Raw genomic sequence first — 21,585 nt, forward strand, 5'->3', positions numbered from 1 at the left:
TGTCTTTAAAACTGATTGAAATAAAAAATTTGACTTTTATTTCTATTGAGAATATAATCACAAATTGTTCTGCACCACCCGTATGAACAACACGCAGAAGGCTCACAAGGCGTTTGCATTGGCATCGATTGACTTCGAACACCGTCTCCTGTTGAGCTGCAGGCCTCGGCATTTTTCACACAGCTCTGCGCAAACCCCTGGATGGTTGGCGACCCGATTGATTTTGATCTCTCCGATAAACACCCGCACGGGCTCCCCAGTCGCTTCGCCCTCGACACACCCTTTTTGCACCGGCCTTGGCCGAACAACAGCTGCCACAGCTTTGCGCCAAGCCCGTCCTGCTCTGCAAGGCCTGGACCTGACGCCAGCCCTGCACCGCTCGGCTTGTGCTTTCACCCAACATGCTGCGCGCGGCGTCCTAGACACCACGCGCGACTGGCTGCAAAACAGCCCCAACCCGGAACAAATGCGCTGAGGCCTCAAGGCCCCTGGCGCTTTTCCCTGCGGCATCTCGGCATCGCCAAGAAACCGCTTTTTCCTGCATGTCGGCTTCGTTATGAAGCTGCCACGCCACCTCTCTGAAAGGCTCAACCATGAGCAGCAAAATTTACGTGGGCAACTTGCCCTATACCATCGACGACGCCAGCTTGCGTCAAAACTTTTCTGAATTTGGCGGCGTTCTGTCGGCCAAAGTCATGATGGACCGCGACACCGGCCGCTCCAAAGGTTTTGCCTTTGTGGAAATGTCCAGCGCCGAAGAAGCCCAAGCCGCCATCACTGGCCTGAATGGCATGTCGGTCAGCGGTCGCTCCATCGTGGTGAACATCTCCAAGCCCAAAGAACCCACCACAGGTTACGGCAGCGGTTACCGCGACACTCGCAACTGATCAAATCAGTTGCGGACAAAAAAGCCACCTCGCGGTGGCTTTTTTCATGGGCGCAAACCGTGCTGCCAGAGGTTCACTTGCGTGGGCGGTTGAACCAGTTGGCCAGCATGAACAGGCAGAAAACCGCGAACATGATGATGAGAATGTGTTTGATTTCCATGGTAAGTCCTAGGGTTGTGGGTCGAGGTGAGGGGTTGTGAAGTTGGTGATTATGCAGAGTTGGCATTGGGCCGCACCGCAGCGCGCATCAAAGGTCCCATGGCCCACAAGGTCAGCGCAAGCAACAAGATTTCGATCAGGTAAACCGCCGAGTAACCCATGACCGGGCTGCTGACCAGGGCGACGGAGTCCCGCAAAATTCCACCCAAGGCCATGCCCAGACCCGCTGCGGTGCCTTGCACCGCACCCCAAGCGCCCATGGCCAAGCCGACCTGACTGGGTGGGGCCAACTGCATGCTGGCCGTCAAGGTGCCGTGGGCAAACAAACCGCCGCCCAGGCCAATCAAAAAGATGCCCAACACAAACACCGTTGGCGAAGCCAGTGGCGCCGAAGCAATCACCGCCGCAAAGGCCGGCAAGCCGATCCAGGCGCCCCATCCGGACATTTGGTACGCGTCAGCCCCCCGCCCCAGCACCCGAGAGGCCCAAGCAAAACCAAGCAAGCCCCCCAAGGCCAGTGTGGCCGAGAGCAAAGTGGTGCTGGACACGCTCATGTGCAAAATCTCGCCACCATAGGGTTCAAGAAGCACGTCCTCCATGGTGAAGGCCATGGTGCCCAGGCCCACCGCCAGCAAGCGCCGAACGGTGTCGGGGCCTTGGCAAAACAGTTGCCAGGCTTGCGCAAAGCTGTGTTCGATGGGTGTTCCGGGTTTGCGCAATCGGCTGCGCGGTTCTTGCTTCCAAAGCGCGATCACATTCAGAACCAGTGTGGTCACTGCCACGGCTTGCACCACCCGAATGAGTTGGCCGGGGCTGTAGTCGTGCAGCAAATAGCCCAAGGCCAAAGCGCTGCCGATCATACCGACCAACTGCATCACATACATCAGGCCCACCACTTGGGGTTGACGCTCTGGGGGGGCCAAGTCGGTGGCCAAAGCCAGGCCTGCGGTTTGTACAGTGTGCATGCCCAAGCCCACCAACAGGAAGGCGCCTGCAGCCCCCACTTGCCCCACCCAGGCCGGGGCCTGACTGGACTGTCCAGCACCGGCCAAGACCAGCAACGCAAAAGGCATGATAGAAAACCCACCAAACTGCAGCAAGCTGCCCATCCAGATGTAGGGCACCCGACGCCAACCCAGCTGCGAGCGGTGGTTGTCAGAGCGAAAACCAATCAGTGCGCGCAGCGGCGCAATGAGCAGGGGCAGCGCCACCATGAAAGACACCAGCGTGGCGGAGACTTTGAGTTCCACAATCATCACGCGATTGAGGGTGCCCACGAGCATGACCATCGCCATGCCCACAGAAATTTGAAACAAAGACAGACGCAGCAAACGCGACAGTGGCAAATCTTCACTTGCAGCGTCGGCAAAAGGCAAAAAACGTGGCCCCAAATTGGCCAGCGATTGCGTCCACGATGTGTTTGTTTTGTTCATAGAGGAAGGACCAGGCGCTTGCGCGCCTGGCCTTTCGGCGGGACAAGCCCGTTACTTCTTGACCGCCGCATCCGCCGGAGCGGTTGCAACGACTTTGGCGCCACCATTGAGGAAGCCCTTCACCCAGGTGGTGTTCAAGGTCAGTGCCAAGTGCACGCTGAAGGAAGCAATCGCCACCGCAGCAATGAACACTGGAATACCAACCGAAGGTTTCACCACCAACCACATTTTCGAATAGATCATGAGGTGTCCCCTTTACTTGAGCCAGGGTGAATAAATATAGGCCAACAGGTGAGCAAATGCGGCAATCATGCCGAAAATCTGCGTACCCTGGATGAGATTGCGGTGAATCTCTTCCGATTCGGCCTGGGTCAGTCCCGTTGGCCAGACTTTGTCTGAATTAGACATAGTTTTCTCCTTGCAGAAGACGTGCACGGCCCGCACGAGGGCTATTCTTGGCCACCACGGCCAGGAATGGGGTTGCCTTGAAATCAGGTTCAAGGTTGTTCATCTCAAGCCCGCCTTGGCATGCGAAAGGGCAGCATGGCTTGAACCACCGGTGACACCAAACGTGGCACCGACAGGGTTTCGTGAAAGGCGAGCAAAGGCTCACCGGCGTAATCAAATTGCAGCAAAGCACGCTGATAAAAAGGCGTGTCTTCAAGTTGTTCTTGCACCTGCACAGGCTTCGAACTGCGCATGCGACGGTCAATGCGCCAACCGGTTTTGGGCAAGCGCTGCACCGCAGGCGTGGTCATCGGCTCCACCTGGCCTTTGGGGCTGAAGCGCAGCGACAACACGCGGTCTTCGGTGTCTGGCGCTTGCATGTCATAAAACACCACCGTGCTGCCGTCGCGCGAGCGGGCCCTTGACCAGTCCCAGGTATGAAAACCTTGGTCCACAGGCTCATCGCCCTCGTTGGAATCCAGGTAAGCGTGACCTTGCCACTTCAAGTCAGGGGCATTGAGGTTGACCTCGATGCGCGAAGATGGCGCAAGTGGACCCCAACGGTGACGACCATTCACATCAAGCGGTGTGGAATATCCAAACAACTGCTGTGGCCAGAGCTTGATGCGGCCCCGAATGCGGCGCGGAATAGGCACACACACTTCGTCGATGTCAATGTTCAAGCAATCGCCATCCCAGCTCATTTGGCTAGGTCCAATCTTGAACTGGCGCTCAGTGCGCGAACAGTGGCGCTGACCGCGCTCGGTCATGGCCCAGCGGCCTTGACCTTTGCTGTAGATGGCCACATTCAGCGCGCAATGGTTGTCTGGATTGGCTTGGCCTCGGCCACGCGACCAAGCGTAGTAAGGCGAGAAAACACTGCCCACAAAAGCAATGAGGGTGATGCCGTGTTGGCCGTCGTCACTCATGGCGTCGACATACCACCAAAGGTAGCCCCCGTCTGGAACGTTCTGGTCGAAACGAGGCTCGCCATCACGGCCTCGGCCGCCCGTTGCCCGGACAAGGCTGCCATCGGCACGCCCGGCCCCGGATGCACGCTGCCCCCCGCTAAATACAGGCCCTGTAGGGGCGTGGTGGAGCCAGGTCTGCTGAAGATACTGGTCCAGCCGTGCGTCGCCTGCCCGTACAGCGCCCCCCCGCTCGCCGGAAAGCGCTGATGAAAATCTTGCGGTGTCGTGCGGATGCTGTTGGCCGGCGTGGGCTGCAGTGACAGACCCAGCTTCTGAAGATGCTGAAAAGTGTGGGTTTGGCATTGCTCTATAGCCTCCTCAGTGATGCCGTTGCCATCACCACAGGCGGGGGCGTTGACCAAACAAAAAATACGCTCGGCCAAGCCGGGCGCCAACTGAGCGGGTCGGTCTTGAGCGCACACATACACCGTGGGGCTTTGCGGCAAAAGCTGGCGCTCAAAGATGTCTTCAAACTCGCTGGCGTAAGTGCTCTGAAAAAAGACGTTGTGACGGTCAAGGGTGACGCCCTCGGTGGGGGTGTGCATGGACCAAGTCACCGCCGACAAAGAGCGCGGCGGGGCTTCAGAGGGCACTGCACGGCGCACACCATCGCCCAATAAACCTTGGCGCAAAGCGCCTGCATCGCCATTGAAAATCACTCGGTCTGCAGGTAAAAATTCACCCGATTGCAAGTGCACACCACTCACCTTGCCTTGGCGCTGCTCGATGCGCTGGCAAGTGCTTTGGTAACGGAACATCGCACCATGGCGTTTGGCTACACGGGCCAGCGCTTGGGCCATACCGACCATTCCCCCATCCACCGACCAAACCCCGTCCATCTCAACTTGCGCGATCAACATCAAAGTGGCGGGAGACTGCCATGGTGATGAGCCGCAGTAGGTGGCATACCGGGCGAACAATTGACGCAAACGCGGATCTGAAAATTGTTGACCCAACTGCTGCCATAGGCTGCGCATGGGACCGAGTTGGGCCAGAACACCCAAACCACGCAAGCCCAAGTCGCCCATGAAGCCGCCCATGCTGGGGCGCTGGGCGCGGATCATGGGGCCTTCCAGTGTGGCGTAAAGCTGGCGCGTGGTTTTGCAAAATTCACGAAAACGGCGGGCTTCATCGCCACTGGACCAAGCGGCAATGGCCGCTTCGCTTTCGTGAGCGTTGGCCGACAAATCGAGCTGGCTGCCATCGGGCCAAAAATGCCGTGCCAAGACCTTCAAAGGCGCAATGCGCATTTCAGACTCGACACTGGTGCCTACGCTGCGCAACAAGTCATCCAAGACCCAGCGCATGGTGAACACTGTGGGGCCGCTGTCGATGTGTGCGCCATTGACCTCCCGGCTGTGCACTTTGCCACCGGGGGCATCAGAAGCTTCAACCACGGTCACATGCAAACCTTGATACGCCAACGAAATGGCACTGCACAAACCGCCCATTCCGGCACCGACGATGACCACACGGTGCTCAGACATGGCTGGGCTCCAGCTCAGGCACCAGCGCAGCAGATGGTGCGTCGAAAGGTACTTTGATCACCTGAGGTTCATAACTGCGGCCCAACCAAACGCCGGCCATTTGCAAAACCTGCATGCGAACAAAAAGCGATTCCGAGAAAAACTGGTGTTTGTAAGCAGCGGCACTGGCCACTTGGTGCGCACCTTGCCGGGCGTACTGAAGCATGCTGGCGGTGTCTTGCCACAAACTGAAGGTGCATTGACGCACCAAGGGCGCTTCGCCCAATCCCATGGCCAAAAGACAGCCAGGGGCTTTTGACAGATCGGCCTGTGCCGCAGGTGCATAACGCCAAAAGGCCATGGCCTTGGTGGGCACAATGCTGGCCCGTGTCAGCACCGCCAAAGGTGCACGCCCATCCTCTTGTCTGTCGGCATGTTGGCCCAAAGATTCTGGGCTGCTGGTTTGCCAGGCTTGCTTGTCCCAATGGCCTCTGGCCGACTGCACCGACAGTACGCCCGTCCAACACTCGCGGGCGCGGCTGCGGTAGGCCTGCACGGCCGGACTGTCCAAAAATTGAAGCGCCAAATCGAGATGGCTGAAATTGCAGATCAGACCTTGGTGCGTGGCGCTGGGCCTGAGGCTAAAGCCCCCGCCATGCCCGCTGCCCATGACCTTGACCATGGTCAAGCCGGGTACATCTTTATAAGGCGTCGCTCCAGCCACCAGGCGCAACCAACCCCAACCTTGGTGTTGTCGCAAAAAGTCGGCCAGCAGCACCACCACCACGCCGGACAGCGGGTCATGAAGTGTAGGGCTGGCTTCCATGACAAGTGTCCGGTTTGGCGCTGGTGAGACTACTTGGCCGCCACTTTGGCAGCGGCCAAAGCGGGCTTGAGTAGCTCAGGGAAGTCTTTGGCCATGGGTGCACCATTGAGCGGTTTGTAAGCGCCTTGGTGGCAAGTGGCGCAGTTGAGCTTGGCCACATCACCCAACGGTCCCTTTCGGTGCGCCGGGAACACCTCGGTCAAAGGCTCCATGTAAGTCAGGTTCAAATCGCGCGCCATGCGGATCCCATGCCAAGCCGTCGTCCTTTGTGGGGGGCTGATTTCCCAGTTTTGGAACGATTGCGTGTTGTGGCAATACGTGCAATTGACACCCAAGGCGGTCGACATGTGGGTCATCAAGCCATAGGTCCACTCGCCCTGCTTGATCGACTGGCGGTTGCCCGATGGCAGCGCAGTGGGACCATTGAGGCGGATGTTTTCATTGCCCAGCAAAAATGGTGTGAACGGGTCGTTGGGCAAAGAGGACAAATTGACCACCGGAGAGGGCTCGTTTTGGCCCGCCTTGTCACCCATGAAGTTGGATCCGTAAGGCTGGTGGTTGGCTTTGAACCAGATGGCACTTGGGACCGGCTCGCCGCGGTGGCAGGTGTAGCAAGTCACCCCTGTTTGTGCAACGTGCGGCTGCCAATCCGAGTTGATGTGTTGCGTCATCTCGACCATCCGACGTGCCACCACCTTGGTGTACTTGCTGTCATCTTCAAAGTTAGGCAAGGCGTGGCAATAGGCACAACCCTCTTTAGGAGCCACCCAGTTGGTCATCGAGACCATCAGCCGGTTGAACTCGCCCACGCTCAAGTTGCCCAGCACCTTGACGTTTTTGTAAGCCTGCGAAGCCTTGGGGCCTTCGGATCCAGGTGACGGGATGACCGCTGGCGGTTGGTTGAGCTCGGTTTTGACTTCGAGCAGGCGAGGGTTGTAGACCTGCGCCATACCGGTGCCCCGGTAGCCGCTTTGTACGCTTTCGGGAATCGGGCGCTCACAGCCGGCCAGCACCAAACCCGCCAGTGTCAGTCCCAAAGCTTTGACCATGCGGCCGGTCCAGCCAGAAGAGAAGGAAATAGTCATGTTCATGGCTTGGCTCCAGTGCTCAGCGCAGGGTCAACCATCCCTGGGAAAATTTCGGGGTAAGGTGGTGCCACACCGTGCTTGATGGCCCACAGGTACCAGTTGTCCACCACCGTGCCGGTCAGCAAGATGCCGATACCGCCTGTGATGGGACACAGGACTGCAAACCACCAAGCCCAACGGTGGATCGATTCCATCGTGGCGTTGAAGCCCATGGTCCAGCGCCAGAACAGAGCGGCGCGCTCAGAAGCCGTGCCGCGGTCGGTGATCTGCTCGATTTCGCGCTCGCCGCCAAAGCGGGTCACCGCCAAAATGGTGGCACCGTGCATGGCGAACAACAGGGCCGAGCCATACAAGAACACGATGGACAAGGCATGGAACGGGTTGTAGAACAAGTTGCCGTAGCGCAGTGAGAAAGCCGCTGTCCAATCGAGGTGGGAGAAGATACCGTAGGGCACAGCCTCGCCCCATGAACCCATCAAGATGGGGCGGAACAGGCCCAGCACCAGGAACAACCAAATGGCTGCAGCGAAGGCCCAAGCGATGTGCGTGCCCATGCCCAACTCCACCGCACGGCGGTAAGTGCGGGCCCACCAGAACAACACCGATGCTGTGAGAAACAGGCCCACTATCAGGAACCAGCCACCTTGGTTAAGGGGCGGCATGCTCAAGCCGTAACTGGGAGCAGGCGGCTCGAGTGACAACCAGAACAGCTGACGCACAAACTGGATCGGATCGTAGTTGACCGAAGCCAGCATGTTCATGCCAATCAGGGTAAAGGCGATCAACCCCAAGATCAGCGAGATCAAACCCAAACCACCCAGATAAATAGGACCCAGCTGCGCATTGCCCAGCTTGCCCACCCAGTAGTTGATCAGGGGTTGCCCCGTCCGTGGGCTGTTGCCGTGTCCGAGTGGCACCCCTTGGTGCACCGGACCCACGGCTTGTACCGTGGTGAACAGGTTTTGATAGTCGGCCATTTGCTTAACTCCTCAATTCTTTGGATTCGGGCTGTGTGCGTTCAGACCGTCTCAGACGGGCCACTGGGACCAGATCGGCATGTTCAGCCACCAGCTCCACCACTCGGGCCAACCACGGCTCCAGAACGGACCACTGAGCACGATGCAAAGGGCGCTGAACAGCACGGCAGCCAAGGCCAAGAACAAACCCAAACGGTGGATGCCCAAGGTGCCAATCGAGTAGCCGATGATGTCGCGGAAGAACGTGTCCTCGTGCTCAGGTGTTTTGACCACGGTGCCCGGCGCCGGGTTGGTGGATGACAGGATCAGACCGCCGTGCAAGGACAAAGCAAACACGCTGGCAAAGAAGAAACTCACCGCAATCATGTGCGCTGGGTTGTAATGAAAGTGCAGGTACTGGTAGCCCACGTTGGAGACCCAGTCGAGGTGGCTGTAAATGCCATATGGAAAACCGTGGCCCCACGCACCCATCAGCACGGGACGAATCACCACCAAGGTGAAATACGCGGAGATCGCCACACCAAAAGCCACAGGCACATGAAAGCCCATGCCCAGCTTGCGGCAGATTTCGACCTCTCGCATCATCCAAGAGCCAAAAGCGCCCAGTGCACAGACCGTGATGAGCTGCCACAGGCCGCCTTCCATCAGGGGTGCAAAGCGCAGGCCATACGACAAATCAGGCGGTGCGATGCTGATTTGCCAAAGGTTCCAGGTCGGGCCTTGTGAGGCTCCCCACAAAATGAGCGCCGTGCCCAGGAACGAAAAGAACAAGGTTGTGACGCCGAAAAAACCGACGTAAAACGGGCCGACCCAAAAGTCGAACAAATCACCACCCAGCAGGGTACCACCGCGAACACGGTACTTTTTCTCAAAATTCAGCATGGCCATGGTTGGGTCCTCCTGCCTTCAGTGGATGAACAGGTGCTGCATTGAGCGGAGTTCAATGACAGCACCTGGACGGCAAGTCCTGGATCAGGACTTGGGCGCTGGGAGCGAAGCCACAGCAGCGGGCAGCGGCGAGTTTTGCGCCGATGCTGCTACGGGTTTTTTCGCGCCGTCGAGCCAGTTGAATTTGTTGGTACTGAGCAAGATGAGGTGAATCATCGCGGCCAGGCCAAACAAGAAAATACCCTGCAGCACCATGGCACGCAAAGGGTCGTAAAGTCGCCAAATTCTCCACATGGTGAATCTCCTAAATGATGTGGGACATGAAGGTGTACACAGCAGCTCGCACGCCTTGACTCATGCTCTTGGCATCTTCTGCACCAGGCAACAGATCTCGCCAGTGAACGCCGACCAGTTTGGCCAGTACGACGACCACGAACAGACATCCGAATCCGATGAGGAAAATGGACCAGTACGCAGGAGACTCATCCGCACGCGAATGGGTCTCATTGAGGTGGCTCGTGTTTTGCATGACAGTGACTCCGTCAATCTATGGTTGAAAAATCAGGCTCTGAATCAGAACCAGGGACGCCACGCCCAGACCAGGATGTGTGCCAGCACAGCAACTGCTGTAAAGCCCACTGTGCCCTGCATCCAGTAGTGGTGGAACTCCTGGGCTTCCTCATCGGTCAGTCCGGATATAGATGTCTTTGTTGACATTTTTTGCTCCTGTTAACAAGGCCTTGCGACCCGGGGTGCGCACAGCCCGCGCAGATGGGCATCCGCAGCCAAAGGCCACGACATCCTGGTCAAGGCACCGAACATGTCGGCCCCTGCTGTTGTGTTGTTCCGGGTGTAGCTCATGCCGCCACCCCCAAACCCAGCTCGCGGCTGGCCGCGTTCACATGGGCTTCGGTCACCTCGTTTTGGCCTTGTGCCTGCGAGAGTTGCTCGGCTTGATCGCGCAAACGCTTGGCCGCAGAAATCTGCACCAGCACCGGCTGGCTTTGCACCACATCACGCAAACGCTGCTGGGCCTGGTCTTGCCAACTGGCGTTGGGGGCCACCACGCCTCGCGCTTGCGTCGCCTCGACTTTGTCCATGTCGGTGCCCAAAGGCAGGATGTGGAACAAGGCATCGAACAAGGCGTTGCACACCTCTTGGATCAGGTAGCTCGCACCGCTGTAACCCATGAAGGGCGTGCCGGTGTGGCGGCGGATGATGGCGCCGGGAAACGATGCGGGAATGAAAGCAGCTCGCATCGGACTGCCGCCCGAGATTTCACTCAAGTACATGCGTTCGTTGTAGCTGCCAAACATGATCAAGGGCGTTTGGGTTTTGACCAGTTCGCGCACAGCAGCGTTGTCGGTTTTGTTACCAGCGGTGCGAGAAATACTGAAGCGGCAGGGCAAGCCCATTTCGGTTTCGAGGAAGTTTTTCAGGCCTCGCGAATAGGTCTCGCCCGCCACCACAGCGAAGCTGGCGGTGGCAAAGAAGTCTTGCGTGACAGAGCGCCACAGGTCCCACATGGGCTTCAAGGTGGTGTGCTTTTCGCGCTCAATGAAGGGCTCGGGGTCCAGGTGCAGCAACTCGCCCAGCTTGCGCAAAAAATGCGTGGTGCTGTGCAAACCGATGGGTGCTTGCAAATAGGGTCGCTCCAGCGCCTCGCAGAGCATGCGGCCGAATTCGCGGTACATGCAAATGTTCACGTCAGCCTCGACCAAGCGCGATACATCGGCCAGGTGGCTGCCCAGCGGGAAGACCATGTTGACCTCAGCGCCGATGCCTTGCACCAAGCGGCGGATTTCAGCCAAGTCACTGGCACTGTTGAAAGTGCCGTAGCAAGGGCCAATGATGTTGACTCTGGGCTTTTCGCCTTCAGGGCGTTCTTCAAAGGGCTTGCGAGCCGGCACTTTGCGCAGGCCGTACTCGCTCCACAGCCAGTACATGGCGCGATTAGCGCATTGCCACTGGTCTTCGTCGATGGTGCGCGGCAAAAAGCGTGCGATGTTGGTGCCTTCGGGCGTCACGCCGCCACCGATCATCTCGGCGATCGAACCGGTCACCACCACAGCGGGCAGTTCGGGATCAAGGGTGGCGTGGGCGCGCTTCATGGCGCCTTCGGTGCCTTCACGACCGAGTTGCTCTTCGGCCAGGCCGGTCACCACAATCGGCAATTCATGCGGGGGCAAGGCATCGGTGTAATGCAGCACCGAAGTCACAGGCAAGTTTTCGCAACCTACCGGGCCGTCAATCACCACTTGCAAACCCTTGATGGCGGTGAAGACATACACCGCACCCCAGTAACCGCCTGCGCGGTCGTGGTCAAGGATGAGTGGCGACTTGGGCTTGGCCACAGTGCTGGGCGGTGGAGACACTTGGTTCATGAGCCCATCTCCTCGGCTTTGCGCTTTTTCAAGAGCTTTTCTATTTGGCGACGGGTCTCGGCCTTGAACTCAGGACGGTCTTTGGGCACCGACTCCCACACGCCTGCAGCATGTCCTGCGCCCACATCGCCAAAGAAATCCTTCATGGCGTCAAAGCGGGCTTGGTTGCCCATGGCCGCCTGCACCACTTGAACCAGCGAACCAGCACCGGCGACACCCATCAATGGACGCGCAGAGATCAAGTTGGTGAAGTACAGCGAAGGCACACTGTTTTGCTTGGCGATCTGCACCACCGGGGTGGTGCCAATGGCCAGATCCGGCCGGTATTCGTACATGGCGTTCAGGTCTTGCTCCAGCGAGGCGCGCATTTGCACCTGCACACCTTTGGCTTGCAGCCAGGCGATGTCTTGCGCATTCCACTCGGTAGCAGGGCAAGCCGAGCCCACGTATCTGAGGTCAGCGCCGCATTCGATGAGCAAACGGCCGACCAACAACTCTGAGCCTTCATAGCCGCTCAGGGTGATGCGGCCATTGATCGGTTTTTGCATCAAGAGGCCGCGCATTTGTGTCAGCACTTGGTTGCGGGCCACATCGATCTGCGACTGCGCGATGCCAGCGGCTCTCCCGATGTTTTGCAACCATTCTTGCGTACCCTCCAAGCCCACTGGGGCCGAACCCACCACAGGGCGACCTGCGGCTTTGAATTCGCGCACGCTGGCGGTGTAAAAAGGGTGGATGGCAGCGGCCACCGAGCAGTCGAGTGCGGCGTACAGCTCGCGCCACTCGCGGGTGGGCACCACCGGACCCGCGGCCAAACCCATGGGGGCCAACATCTGGCCGATGATGACCGGATCGGCCGGAAACATCTCGCCCAGCAAGGCCACCGTGGGCAAGTCACCACGCCCAGCACGCGGCGCGGCCACTGGGCCGCTCATGATTTCCTCACGGGCGTATTTCAACATCGCACCTGCCAAGACATCTTTGGCTTCGGCATGGGTGGGCACACCAAAACCAGGCACGTCAATGCCGATGATGCGCACACCATTGATCTCTTTGGGCAACAACTGCAACGGCACGCCACTGGCCGTGGGCACACAGAGGTTGATGATGATGACCGTGTCGACCTGCTTCGGATCGGCCTCGGCGTGCACCGCTTCGCGGATGTCTTCAAACAGCTTGCCTGTGACCAGCGATTCGGAGTTGAAGGGCACATACCCGACGCTGCGGCGCGCACCGTAAAAATGCGATGTGAACGTGAGTCCGTACACGCAGCAGGCTGAACCCGAAAGAATCGTGGCGGTGCGCTTCATGCGCAAACCGACACGCAGCGAACCAAAAGCCGGGCACATGCTTTGCGGCTGGTCGTGCGGACCGGCATCGGGCTGACGCGGGTAATCGCGGGCATATTGGTCCAGCACCTCTGACTTGCCCGCCTCTTTGGCCGCAGCCACCATGGCATCGGTCCCGGCGTGGCAACCCATGCCATCACCTTGCAGGCTCGCAGGGTTCACAGCCGCTGATGGGCTGGGGTGAATCGGGATGGTGCGTGTCATGGCCGTGTCCTGGGTTTTCAGCATGTGGGGTGCATCAAGTCTCAAGCCGCGTCATAGACGACTTCGAGCGAAGGCTTGATGTCTTCGTGCTTGCCCACCATGTCGAACACGGTGGCAGGCTCGAGCACCACATTGCGGCCCACCACATCGGCACTGAACAGACCCAGCAACTGGTCTTGTGTTTGAGGTTTTGGACGCATGGGCGGGGCTTCGGCCACGTTCTTGGCCAACTCGGCAAACAGCGGACCCCATTCGCCATCCGGGCGGCCGATGATTTCGTAGCTGGCGCTCTTGCGGCGGATGTCTTCGTTGGCCGGAATGGCCGCCAGCACAGGGATACCGGCATGGTTGGCAAAGGCCTGGGCTTCGCCGGTGCCATCGTCTTTGTTGATGACCATGCCGGCCACGCCCACGTTGCCGCCCAACTTGCGGAAATATTCCACCGCCGAGCACACGTTGTTGGCCACATACAGCGACTGCAAGTCGTTGCTGGCCACCACGATGACCTTTTGGCACATGTCGCGGGCAATGGGCAGGCCAAAGCCGCCGCAGACCACATCGCCCAGAAAATCGAGCAACACGTAGTCAAAACCCCAGTCGTGGAAACCGAGTTTTTCGAGCGTTTCGAAGCCGTGGATGATGCCGCGTCCGCCGCATCCGCGGCCAACTTCCGGACCACCGAGTTCCATGGCAAACACGCCATCGCGCTTGAAGCAGACGTCGCCAATGCTCACAGCCTGTCCAGAGAGCTTGAGACGCGAGGAGGTCTCGATGATGGTGGGGCAAGCCTTGCCACCAAACAGCAAGCTGGTGGTGTCGCTCTTGGGGTCACAACCGATCAGCAGCACTTTTTTACCTTGCTGGGCCATCATGTACGACAGGTTGGCCAGCGTGAAGCTTTTGCCAATGCCGCCTTTGCCATAAATGGCAATGATTTGGGTTTCTTTGGTCACTTCGGAAGTGCTGACGGCGTCGGGTTCGACGTCGGCCTCGCGGCGCAACACTTCAACAAATTTAATGGGCTGAACAGTGGTGTCGGTAGTCATGCTGTGGCACTCCAATCAAGGATCATCTTGAGACAGCTCGCATCTCCGAAGGCGGTCTCGTAGGCGGAACCAGCTTGTGTCGATGGCTGGGTGTGGGTGATCAAACCGTCGAGCGACAAACGACCGGTGTGCACCAGTTCGTTGACGGCCAACAGGTCGGGGCGCTTCCACTCGGCGGCGATGCGCATGCGCGCTTCGCGCATGAAGGCCGGGGCGTAAGCAAATTTCAAATCTTGTTTGTAAAAACCTGCCAACACCAACTCGCCACCGGGGCGCAGACGCTGGATCAGGCTGTCGAGCAGGCTACCGTCGCCGCTCACGTCATAAATGGTGTTGTAGTCACGGCGTGGGTCGTCTTGCGGCTGCATGACGGTGTAACCCTCGGCTCCGGTAAATCGGTCGGTCTGGGTTTCCCACACCGTGGGGGCCGGCAAACCAGCCGCCACCGTGAGGCGCGCTAACAAACGGCCCATGACACCGTGGCCAATGATCAGTTCAGGGGCGGCAAAAGGCTCTTGCTTGCCGCCACCTGAGACCGCATGGTAAGCAGTGGCTGCCAAGGCCAGCAGCACGGCTTGGGCACCCAGATGCTCTGCCACCGGCACTACTTTTTGCTCGGTGACCATCAAATGCGAAGCGGCACCACCGAACAGGCTCTTGACCCCAGAGAAGCAATTGGCGCCTGGCACAAACACGCGCTGACCCGCTTGGATGCCCGTGTCACTGGCGCTGCGCACCACCCGACCCACGGTCTCGTAGCCGGGCACCAAGGGGTAACCCATGCCCGGAAAGGGAGGCATGCTGCCGTCCCAGAGCATGCGCTCGGTGCCGGTGCTGATGCCGCTGAACTCAACCGCCACTTCGAGCTGGCCAGTTTGTAATTCGGGCAATTCGAGCGCTTGCAGAGACAAATGCCTTGGGCTGTTGAAAACGACGGCTTGGGATTTCATGGTTGTATTTTTTGCTTTACATCAACACATGTCAATGTTAACTGACACTATTTTGATGAATTAAGGGTAAACACTGAGATTTACGCCCCACAAGGATGCGCGCATGGATGGGCATGGCGTTGGGCACCTGCTCAACATGGGTGAAACCAGCCTCTTCCATCATGGCTTGCAGCTCCTGGGGGGTGCGCAGGCGCCCTGCCCCCATGGCCAACAGGTAAAAGTGGAAATAGGCATCGACCGATGCCTCGGGCTGCCCGGCTTCTTCTTCGGGCTGCGCCATGGGTTCGGCCAACAGCAAGACCCCACCCAAAGGCAAAGCCGCAAAGGCTTTTTGCAAAATTTGCTTGACCACTGCATCGGGATGGTCGTGCGCCACACGCACCAGAGTGATCAGATCGGCCCCTTCGGGCAAGGGGTCGTCCAGAAAACTGCCGGGGTGCAAGACCACGCGCTCGCTCAGACCTTTGGCTTGCAGGCCTTCACGTGCCAGAGCCAACACAGGGGGCAAGTCAAACATCTTGAAAGTCAGGTGAGGTGCGTGGGCCGCCAACTCGCTGACAAAGCGACCCTTGCCCGCCCCCACATCGAGGACGCAGCGGTGCTCGTCAAAGAAGTACGACGACAAGATCTCTTGCACCACAAAGCCTTGCGAAGCAGCCATGAGATGCGAGTAGCGGGTGAACTTGTCCACTTCCGACGCAGGCATGGCGACAGCAGGTTTTTCGTGGGCGTAAGGCCAGTACTCGGCCATGCCACCGCTCCAGGCGTTGCTCAAAAACTGCAAAGGGTCTTGCATGTCTTGGTAGAGCAAATGGTTGTGCTCGATCATTTGGGCAATGCCGTCGTGCTGCGCCAAAGGCACGCCCAGCGGCCCCAACCCAAAACGACCTTGGCTGCGGTGCTCCAACAAACCCAGTGCCACGGCCGACAGCAACAGTCGCTGCAACACCGCTGGCGCCAAGCCCGTGCGCTGCGCCAAATCGGTCAATTGGGCCGGGGCTTGGTGCAAAGTGCGAAACAGGTCCAAGCGCACACAACCGAGCAACACTTGGCTATGCACAAAGCCCGCCATCAAATCGAACAACTTGCGGGTGCGCCGTTGCGTCAACCAACGCGTGAAGGGGTTGCCCAGCGACCAGCGGTACAAACCGGGGTGCGCATACCAGCGCTCCAAACGAGCTTGCCACGCATCTTTGAAAGAGGTGGCAGAAGAAGGGGCCTGCAGGGCGGCCAGATCCAGCGGTTGGGACATGGGGGTTCCTTGGCTTTTTTCGGTCTGAGCGCTCAATGCGGGGCACTGTCGCGGCGCGTGGCCACCTCAGGATGGGACTTGAAATAACCGTCGCACAGGGCTTTGGGCACCAAACGCTCGGCTTCGACCTGCACCAACTGGCGCAACATGTCACGGCATGAGCAAGGTGGAATCGAAGAAGCGGCTTGGTCAATCAGGAGGTCAAAGTGGGCAATGGCCCCTTCCAACCCCAGCGCCTGCGCTGAACTGGGGCGGGCATGCAGCGCATCTTGGCCTGAAGGCTTGCCCAAGGTCGCGGCATCGGCGATCACATCACGGATGTCATCGGCCACTTGGTAGGCCTCACCCAAGTAATTGCCCAAATGCGCCCATGGCTCGGGCTCTGCACCGCAACTCAGGGCCCCTGCACAGGTGGCCGACACAAACAAAGCCCCCGTCTTGGCGCGTTGGTATTGGCCCAGATCGGCGCTGGTTTCACACTCCCAAGCTTGCCCGGCGACGATACCGTGCGGCAAACCCACACCGGTGGTCATGTTGTCCATCAATCGAATCAATCGATCAGAGTGGGGTACACCGGCTTGCAACAAAACACGGTAGGCCATGACGATCAGGCCATCACCAGCCAACAAGGCCAGCGGCTCGCTGAAGGCCTTGTGCACCGTGGGGCGGCCGCGGCGCGTGTCGGCGTTGTCGAAAGCCGGCATGTCGTCGTGCACCAAAGAAGCGCAGTGCATCAACTCCAAGGCCACCGCGGCGGCATTGGTGAGTTGGGGCGCGTTGTCGCCGCAAGCGGTGGCCACAGCCATGCACAGCTGCGGGCGGATGCGGGCCCCACCCGAAAAGACCGCATGCCGCATGGCCGCCACCAGCCGAGGCGGAGCGCCCACACCGGCGGCCAGCTCAAAATGCGTGTTCAGGGCTTGTTCAGCGCGTGTCAACAGACTCATGGGACCTCCGACAGAAAACCCTGTCAACTTAACCTGACGGGCATGAGTGTCAATATAACCTGATAATTGAAGCTGTCAACCTTTATTGACACACCCACAATTGGAGGCAACGCCATGGGAATCTGGTTGGAATTGGGGATTTTTGGCTTGGTGTTCGTGTTCGCTTTTTGGCAAATGCACGATGTTCGCAAGGCGCAAGAACAAACACGTCAACAACGGGCGCGGGAAAAAGCGGCCCAAGAAGGGCGTGATGCACTGGATCAGGAAGCGGCTGTCCAGCAAGCAACCGACCCCACAGACAAAAAGTCGTGAGTCAAGCGCAAGTACCTGAAGATTTCGGGGCGTGTGCCACGCCCATCGCCCGCGAGATGGGCGCTTACAAAGGGCTGAACTGCAGGGCTGCCAGGCTGGCGTAGAGGCCGCCTTTGGCTTGCAGCTGGGCGTGTGTGCCCTGCTCCATCAAGCGGCCGCGCTCCAGCACCCAGATCACATCAGCACGTTGCACCGTGGCCAGGCGGTGGGCAATGACCAAGGTGGTGCGGCCCACCATGGCTTTGTCGAGGGCGGCTTGCACCATTTTTTCGCTTTGCGCATCCAAAGCGCTGGTGGCTTCGTCCAGCAACAAAAGCGGTGGATTTTTCAGGATCGCCCGCGCAATCGCGATGCGCTGGCGCTGACCGCCCGACAGGCGCACACCCCGGTCACCCAGATAGGTGTCAAAGCCCTCGGGCAGCTCGCGGATGAACTCTTGCGCATAAGCGGCTTCGGCGGCAGCGTGGACGTCTTCGAGACTGGCGTCGGGTCTGCCGTAGCGGATGTTCTCGATCACGGTGCCCGAAAAGATCACGGGTTCCTGCGGCACGATGGCCATGCGCTCGCGCAGCGCATGCAAATCCATTTGATCGATTGGCACATCATCGAGCACGATGAGGCCCGATTGCGGATCATGAAAGCGCATCAGCAAATCGAACAAAGTGGTTTTGCCCGCGCCGCTTGGGCCCACCACGGCCACGGTCTGTCCAGGGTGGATTTGGCCGGTCAACTGGTCCAGCGCCCAAGTGTCGGGCCGCGAGGGGTAATGAAAGCGGACCGACTCCAGCTGCAAGGCAGAGCCGCCTTGCGGCCAGGGCGCTTGTTGCGGCTGGGCCGCGATTTTCAGATTCGACTCGGTGTGCAGCAACTCCATCAGGCGCTCAGTGGCACCGGCTGCACGCAGCATGTCCCCGTACACCTCGCCCAAAACCGCAAAGGCACTGGCCAACAAGATGACATAAAACACCGTCTCTCCCAGCTGGCCAGCGGTACTGGTGCCCGCGCGCACGGCCAGTGTGCCCATGTACAAGCCCCAAAGCAACACGGCACTGGAGGCCATGATGATGAAACCCACCAGCACCGCGCGTGCGCGGATGCGGCCCAAAGCGGAGCTCAGAGCGCGCAAAGTAGAGTCAATGAAACGGCGGGTTTCGCGGCCTTCGGCGGTGTAGCTTTGCACCACGCTGATGGCGTTGAGCACTTCGGACGCGATGGCACTCGAATCGGCCACCCGGTCTTGGTTGGTGCGCGACAGGCGCCGCACGCGCCGGCCCAAATAAACGCTGGGAAAAATCACCGCCACCAGCACAGCCACCACCTGCAGCATCAGCAACGGGTTGGTCCACACCAGCATGATCAGCGCACCAGCACCCATGACCAAGTTGCGAAGGCCCATCGAGAACGAAGAGCCCACCACGGTTTGCACCAAGGTGGTGTCGTTGGTGAGGCGCGAAAGCACCTCACCAGATTGTGTGGTTTCAAAGAAAGCGGGGCTTTGTTTCAGGACATGGCCATACACCGCGTTACGTAGATCAGCGGTGATGCGCTCACCCAGCCAGCTCACGGTGTAATAACGCCCCGCGGAAAACACAGCCAAAGCCGCTGCCACGCCAAACAACTGTAAAAAATTGCCCGACAGCTGTTCGGCCGGTGCGCCACTGGCCAAGCCTTGGTCAATCAACTGGCGCAAGACCCAGGGGAAGGCCAGCGTGGTGCCTGCAGCCAACAAGAGAAACAAGGCTGCCACGCCCAAGGCCACGCGGTAAGGCTTGAGAAAAGGGAACAGGCCCGAAAGCGATTTGGGAGAAGTAGCCATGAACGATCAAAAAAACCAACGCAACAACAAGGTGCCTTTAAAGCCCTTCAAGCATAACGGCAAACCTCAACGCCTCTGGCCAGCACACGCAGGTGTGGCCAGTGGCCCGGCTCACACATCGATCACCACGTTGCCCACCACCTGCCCTGCCTCGACCGTGCGGTGCGCCTCGGCCACTTGGTCCATCGTAAAGCGTTGGCCGATGCTGTGCCGCAGTTGATCCTTGACCAACATCTGAGACAAACGCGCCAGAGCCCCTAGGCGATCGGCTGGGGTCAAGTCGTACACCAAGAAAAACTTGACCCCCATGGACTGGAACAGCCATGGGCGAAAAGGCAACAGCACTTCTAAAGCATTGGAGCCATAGCCAATCACCTGGCCGTGCGCCGTCAAAGCGCCGTCAGCAGCCCAGCGTGCAGTGGTCGAAAAATCCATGTCGATGATCACATCGGCACCACGCCCTTGTGTGAGGGCCTTGACTCGCTCGGGCACCGATTCGGTCTTGTAAAAAATAGCTTCTTTCATGCCAGCAGCGTAGGCATGTGCGGCCTTGGCTTCAGACCCCACAGTGCCAATCACGCGCCCACCGGCCAGGGTCACCATTTGCGTGATGTAGTGGCCCACCGCCGATGACGCCCCGGTGACCAAGACGGTTTGCCCCTGCAAATCGCCCGCCATGCGCTCGGCCAAGATCACTGACTGCACCGCCGTCAAGCCTGGAATGCCCATGCAGGCTCCGGCCGCAAAGTCTGTGCCCTCGGGCAAGAGCACCGCTTGCTCAGAAGGCAAAGCCATGTATTGAGCGCAAGTTCCCAAGGGACGTTGCCACTGGCCGTTCCACACCCAGACCCGCTCACCCACGCGGGCAGTCGGTACACCTGAACCCACAGCTTCAATCACACCCGCGCCGTCGCTGTGCGGCACGATCAAGGGGTCTGACAAGGGCCGGGCTCGGCGTGACTTGACGTCCGAGGGGTTCACACCCGAAGTGGCCAAACGCACCAAAACCTCTCCGGCTTGCGGGCTGGGCGTGGGCAACTCGCCCACCTGCATCACGTTTTGCGCTTCACCGTTGGCGCTGTACCAAGCTGCTTTCATGCGGCACTTTCTTTTGAAAAATAGAGCCATTCGGAGGTGCACACGCCGTGCACTGCCGATCCAAATCGTCAATCATGATGCCAGAAACCCTTGGCACAGAAGTCGTATTTGGCGCATAGAAGACAGCCCCTGCGAAGGATCACACAATACCCATCCCTTTAACCACTTGTCTTGGATTCACATGACTCGCTCCGGCTTGAACGTTCTCGGTGGCGAATTGATCCCCTGCTCTTATGACCCACTCACGGGGTATTACAGGGACGGTTGCTGCAACACCAGCGATGAAGATGTGGGTACGCACGTGGTCTGCGCCAAAGTGACCCAAGATTTTTTAAATTACTCGCGCTCGCGCGGCAATGATTTGATGACGCCTCGACCTGAACACCGCTTTGCTGGCTTGAAGGCTGGAGACAGGTGGTGTCTGTGCGCTATGCGCTGGCTTGAAGCTTTTCAAGCGGGCGTTGCACCCCACGTGATTTTAGAAAGCACGCACCACAAAGCGCTTGAATATGTGACCTTGGAGCAACTGCGCGAGTTTGCTTGGGTACCGAACTGAAATCGGCTTGGCTCACATCATCATGCTGAGCTGAAATACGGAGTTCGGTGCTCGGGGCATGACCGGTGGCGGCAGCGGCTTCAAACGGAACTGGCCCATCATGGAAGTCACACGCGCATCACGGGGCATGAACGGAACCGCCACATCGGACAATGTTTGTGCCTGCAGTAAGGCCTGCATGTTGTCCTGGATGCCTGTCTCGAGCGCTTTCATGGGGTGGTTGGCATCTGGGTACAGTTTTTCAAAACTGTGCACCTCTTCAAAGTGCTTCACCACATCCCACAGGCTGATGTCTTCAGGGTTGCCACGAATTTGGTAGCCACCGCCCGGACCACGGTGAGCGCGGATCAGGCCGGCTTCGCGCAGCTCTTTGAGGATAGATTCGGTGTAAGAAGAAGACAAAGACAACCCATTGGCGATCTCCTCCGTGGTCACGGGCTTGACCACTGAACGGGACGTGATGAACACAGCGATGTCAAGGGCTTTGACGGTTTTCTTCTGGATCATGGTCTTCTCCGTTAACGATGAG

25 protein-coding genes are annotated in these 21,585 nt (G+C 58.9%); 4 read left to right on the forward strand and 21 right to left on the reverse strand.

The window, feature by feature from the left end:
* Positions 1–217 precede the first annotated feature (217 nt).
* Together Q1M54_RS08310 and Q1M54_RS08315 are read left to right on the forward strand one after the other, a co-directional pair.
* A complete protein-coding gene (locus Q1M54_RS08310) occupies positions 218–475 on the forward strand; it encodes a hypothetical protein (RefSeq protein ID WP_300556150.1) in 258 nt (85 codons plus the stop codon).
* Positions 476–593: 118 nt separating this feature from the next.
* Positions 594–887 carry an RNA-binding protein gene (locus Q1M54_RS08315; protein WP_300556152.1) on the forward strand — a complete coding sequence of 98 codons (294 nt, stop codon included), beginning with the start codon at positions 594–596 and terminating at the stop codon, positions 885–887.
* Positions 888–1,096: 209 nt separating this feature from the next.
* Here the strand turns inward: Q1M54_RS08315 and Q1M54_RS08320 are convergent, their stop codons facing one another.
* From Q1M54_RS08320 to Q1M54_RS08405, 18 genes are all read right to left on the reverse strand, one after another.
* Positions 1,097–2,479 carry a PucC family protein gene (locus Q1M54_RS08320; protein ID WP_300556154.1) on the reverse strand — a complete coding sequence of 461 codons (1,383 nt, stop codon included), beginning with the start codon at positions 2,477–2,479 and terminating at the stop codon, positions 1,097–1,099.
* A gap of 51 nt (positions 2,480–2,530) precedes the next feature.
* Positions 2,531–2,722 carry a light-harvesting protein gene (locus Q1M54_RS08325; protein WP_300556156.1) on the reverse strand — a complete coding sequence of 64 codons (192 nt, stop codon included), beginning with the start codon at positions 2,720–2,722 and terminating at the stop codon, positions 2,531–2,533.
* 12 nt (positions 2,723–2,734) lie between these two features.
* Positions 2,735–2,887 carry a light-harvesting antenna LH1, beta subunit gene (pufB, locus tag Q1M54_RS08330; RefSeq protein WP_026039355.1) on the reverse strand — a complete coding sequence of 51 codons (153 nt, stop codon included), beginning with the start codon at positions 2,885–2,887 and terminating at the stop codon, positions 2,735–2,737.
* 104 nt (positions 2,888–2,991) lie between these two features.
* Positions 2,992–3,855: a carotenoid 1,2-hydratase gene (locus Q1M54_RS08335; RefSeq protein ID WP_300556158.1), complete on the reverse strand. Its 864-nt coding sequence runs from the start codon at positions 3,853–3,855 to the stop codon at positions 2,992–2,994.
* Complete coding sequence (gene crtD, locus Q1M54_RS08340; RefSeq protein ID WP_300556160.1) at positions 3,852–5,384, reverse strand: 1-hydroxycarotenoid 3,4-desaturase CrtD; 1,533 nt, start codon at positions 5,382–5,384, stop codon at positions 3,852–3,854. Before crtD ends, Q1M54_RS08335 begins: the two co-directional genes overlap by 4 nt.
* Positions 5,377–6,189, reverse strand: a complete 813-nt coding sequence (locus tag Q1M54_RS08345) for a hypothetical protein (protein WP_300556162.1) — start codon at positions 6,187–6,189, stop codon at positions 5,377–5,379. The genes crtD and Q1M54_RS08345 overlap by 8 nt, the downstream gene beginning before the upstream one ends.
* A gap of 29 nt (positions 6,190–6,218) precedes the next feature.
* Positions 6,219–7,280: a photosynthetic reaction center cytochrome PufC gene (gene pufC, locus Q1M54_RS08350; RefSeq protein ID WP_300556164.1), complete on the reverse strand. Its 1,062-nt coding sequence runs from the start codon at positions 7,278–7,280 to the stop codon at positions 6,219–6,221.
* The gene (gene pufM / locus Q1M54_RS08355; RefSeq protein WP_300556166.1) at positions 7,277–8,254 is read right to left on the reverse strand and encodes a photosynthetic reaction center subunit M; all 978 of its coding nucleotides are present in this window, start codon (positions 8,252–8,254) and stop codon (positions 7,277–7,279) included. The genes pufC and pufM overlap by 4 nt, the downstream gene beginning before the upstream one ends.
* Before the next feature lie 51 nt (positions 8,255–8,305).
* The gene (gene pufL / locus Q1M54_RS08360; protein ID WP_019425955.1) at positions 8,306–9,142 is read right to left on the reverse strand and encodes a photosynthetic reaction center subunit L; all 837 of its coding nucleotides are present in this window, start codon (positions 9,140–9,142) and stop codon (positions 8,306–8,308) included.
* A gap of 84 nt (positions 9,143–9,226) precedes the next feature.
* Positions 9,227–9,436, reverse strand: a complete 210-nt coding sequence (gene pufA, locus Q1M54_RS08365; RefSeq protein ID WP_019425954.1) for a light-harvesting antenna LH1, alpha subunit — start codon at positions 9,434–9,436, stop codon at positions 9,227–9,229.
* Positions 9,437–9,446: 10 nt separating this feature from the next.
* Positions 9,447–9,671, reverse strand: a complete 225-nt coding sequence (locus Q1M54_RS08370) for a hypothetical protein (protein ID WP_300556171.1) — start codon at positions 9,669–9,671, stop codon at positions 9,447–9,449.
* A gap of 44 nt (positions 9,672–9,715) precedes the next feature.
* On the reverse strand, positions 9,716–9,859 hold the full coding sequence (gene pufB / locus Q1M54_RS08375; RefSeq protein WP_019425952.1) for a light-harvesting antenna LH1, beta subunit: 144 nt from the start codon (positions 9,857–9,859) through the stop codon (positions 9,716–9,718).
* Between the two features lie 140 nt (positions 9,860–9,999).
* The gene (gene bchZ, locus Q1M54_RS08380) at positions 10,000–11,526 is read right to left on the reverse strand and encodes a chlorophyllide a reductase subunit Z (protein ID WP_300556174.1); all 1,527 of its coding nucleotides are present in this window, start codon (positions 11,524–11,526) and stop codon (positions 10,000–10,002) included.
* On the reverse strand, positions 11,523–13,103 hold the full coding sequence (bchY, locus tag Q1M54_RS08385; protein ID WP_300556176.1) for a chlorophyllide a reductase subunit Y: 1,581 nt from the start codon (positions 13,101–13,103) through the stop codon (positions 11,523–11,525). Before bchY ends, bchZ begins: the two co-directional genes overlap by 4 nt.
* A 17-nt stretch (positions 13,104–13,120) precedes the next feature.
* Complete coding sequence (locus tag Q1M54_RS08390; RefSeq protein ID WP_300556178.1) at positions 13,121–14,125, reverse strand: chlorophyllide a reductase iron protein subunit X; 1,005 nt, start codon at positions 14,123–14,125, stop codon at positions 13,121–13,123.
* Positions 14,122–15,075, reverse strand: a complete 954-nt coding sequence (gene bchC / locus Q1M54_RS08395; RefSeq protein WP_300556180.1) for a chlorophyll synthesis pathway protein BchC — start codon at positions 15,073–15,075, stop codon at positions 14,122–14,124. The genes Q1M54_RS08390 and bchC overlap by 4 nt, the downstream gene beginning before the upstream one ends.
* Before the next feature lie 37 nt (positions 15,076–15,112).
* A complete protein-coding gene (locus Q1M54_RS08400; RefSeq protein ID WP_300556182.1) occupies positions 15,113–16,327 on the reverse strand; it encodes a methyltransferase in 1,215 nt (404 codons plus the stop codon).
* Positions 16,328–16,359: 32 nt separating this feature from the next.
* Positions 16,360–17,274: a polyprenyl synthetase family protein gene (locus tag Q1M54_RS08405; RefSeq protein ID WP_300556184.1), complete on the reverse strand. Its 915-nt coding sequence runs from the start codon at positions 17,272–17,274 to the stop codon at positions 16,360–16,362.
* 114 nt (positions 17,275–17,388) lie between these two features.
* Here Q1M54_RS08405 and Q1M54_RS08410 point away from each other — a divergent pair, with 114 nt between their 5' ends.
* Positions 17,389–17,586, forward strand: a complete 198-nt coding sequence (locus Q1M54_RS08410; protein ID WP_300556186.1) for a hypothetical protein — start codon at positions 17,389–17,391, stop codon at positions 17,584–17,586.
* Positions 17,587–17,650: 64 nt separating this feature from the next.
* Here the strand turns inward: Q1M54_RS08410 and Q1M54_RS08415 are convergent, their stop codons facing one another.
* Complete coding sequence (locus Q1M54_RS08415) at positions 17,651–19,402, reverse strand: ABC transporter transmembrane domain-containing protein (RefSeq protein ID WP_300556188.1); 1,752 nt, start codon at positions 19,400–19,402, stop codon at positions 17,651–17,653.
* A gap of 111 nt (positions 19,403–19,513) precedes the next feature.
* Entirely contained in the window at positions 19,514–20,500 is a 987-nt protein-coding gene (locus tag Q1M54_RS08420) for an NADPH:quinone reductase (RefSeq protein ID WP_300556190.1), read from the reverse strand.
* 181 nt (positions 20,501–20,681) lie between these two features.
* Here Q1M54_RS08420 and Q1M54_RS08425 point away from each other — a divergent pair, with 181 nt between their 5' ends.
* Positions 20,682–21,056: a DUF2237 domain-containing protein gene (locus Q1M54_RS08425; protein ID WP_300556192.1), complete on the forward strand. Its 375-nt coding sequence runs from the start codon at positions 20,682–20,684 to the stop codon at positions 21,054–21,056.
* A gap of 12 nt (positions 21,057–21,068) precedes the next feature.
* On the opposite strand, the gene Q1M54_RS08430 is transcribed toward Q1M54_RS08425, so the two are convergent.
* Positions 21,069–21,563 carry an Rrf2 family transcriptional regulator gene (locus Q1M54_RS08430; protein ID WP_300556194.1) on the reverse strand — a complete coding sequence of 165 codons (495 nt, stop codon included), beginning with the start codon at positions 21,561–21,563 and terminating at the stop codon, positions 21,069–21,071.
* Positions 21,564–21,585 lie beyond the last annotated feature (22 nt).

The organism is Limnohabitans sp. Rim8 (genome assembly GCF_943326455.1).
Lineage (GTDB): Bacteria > Pseudomonadota > Gammaproteobacteria > Burkholderiales > Burkholderiaceae_C > Limnohabitans_A.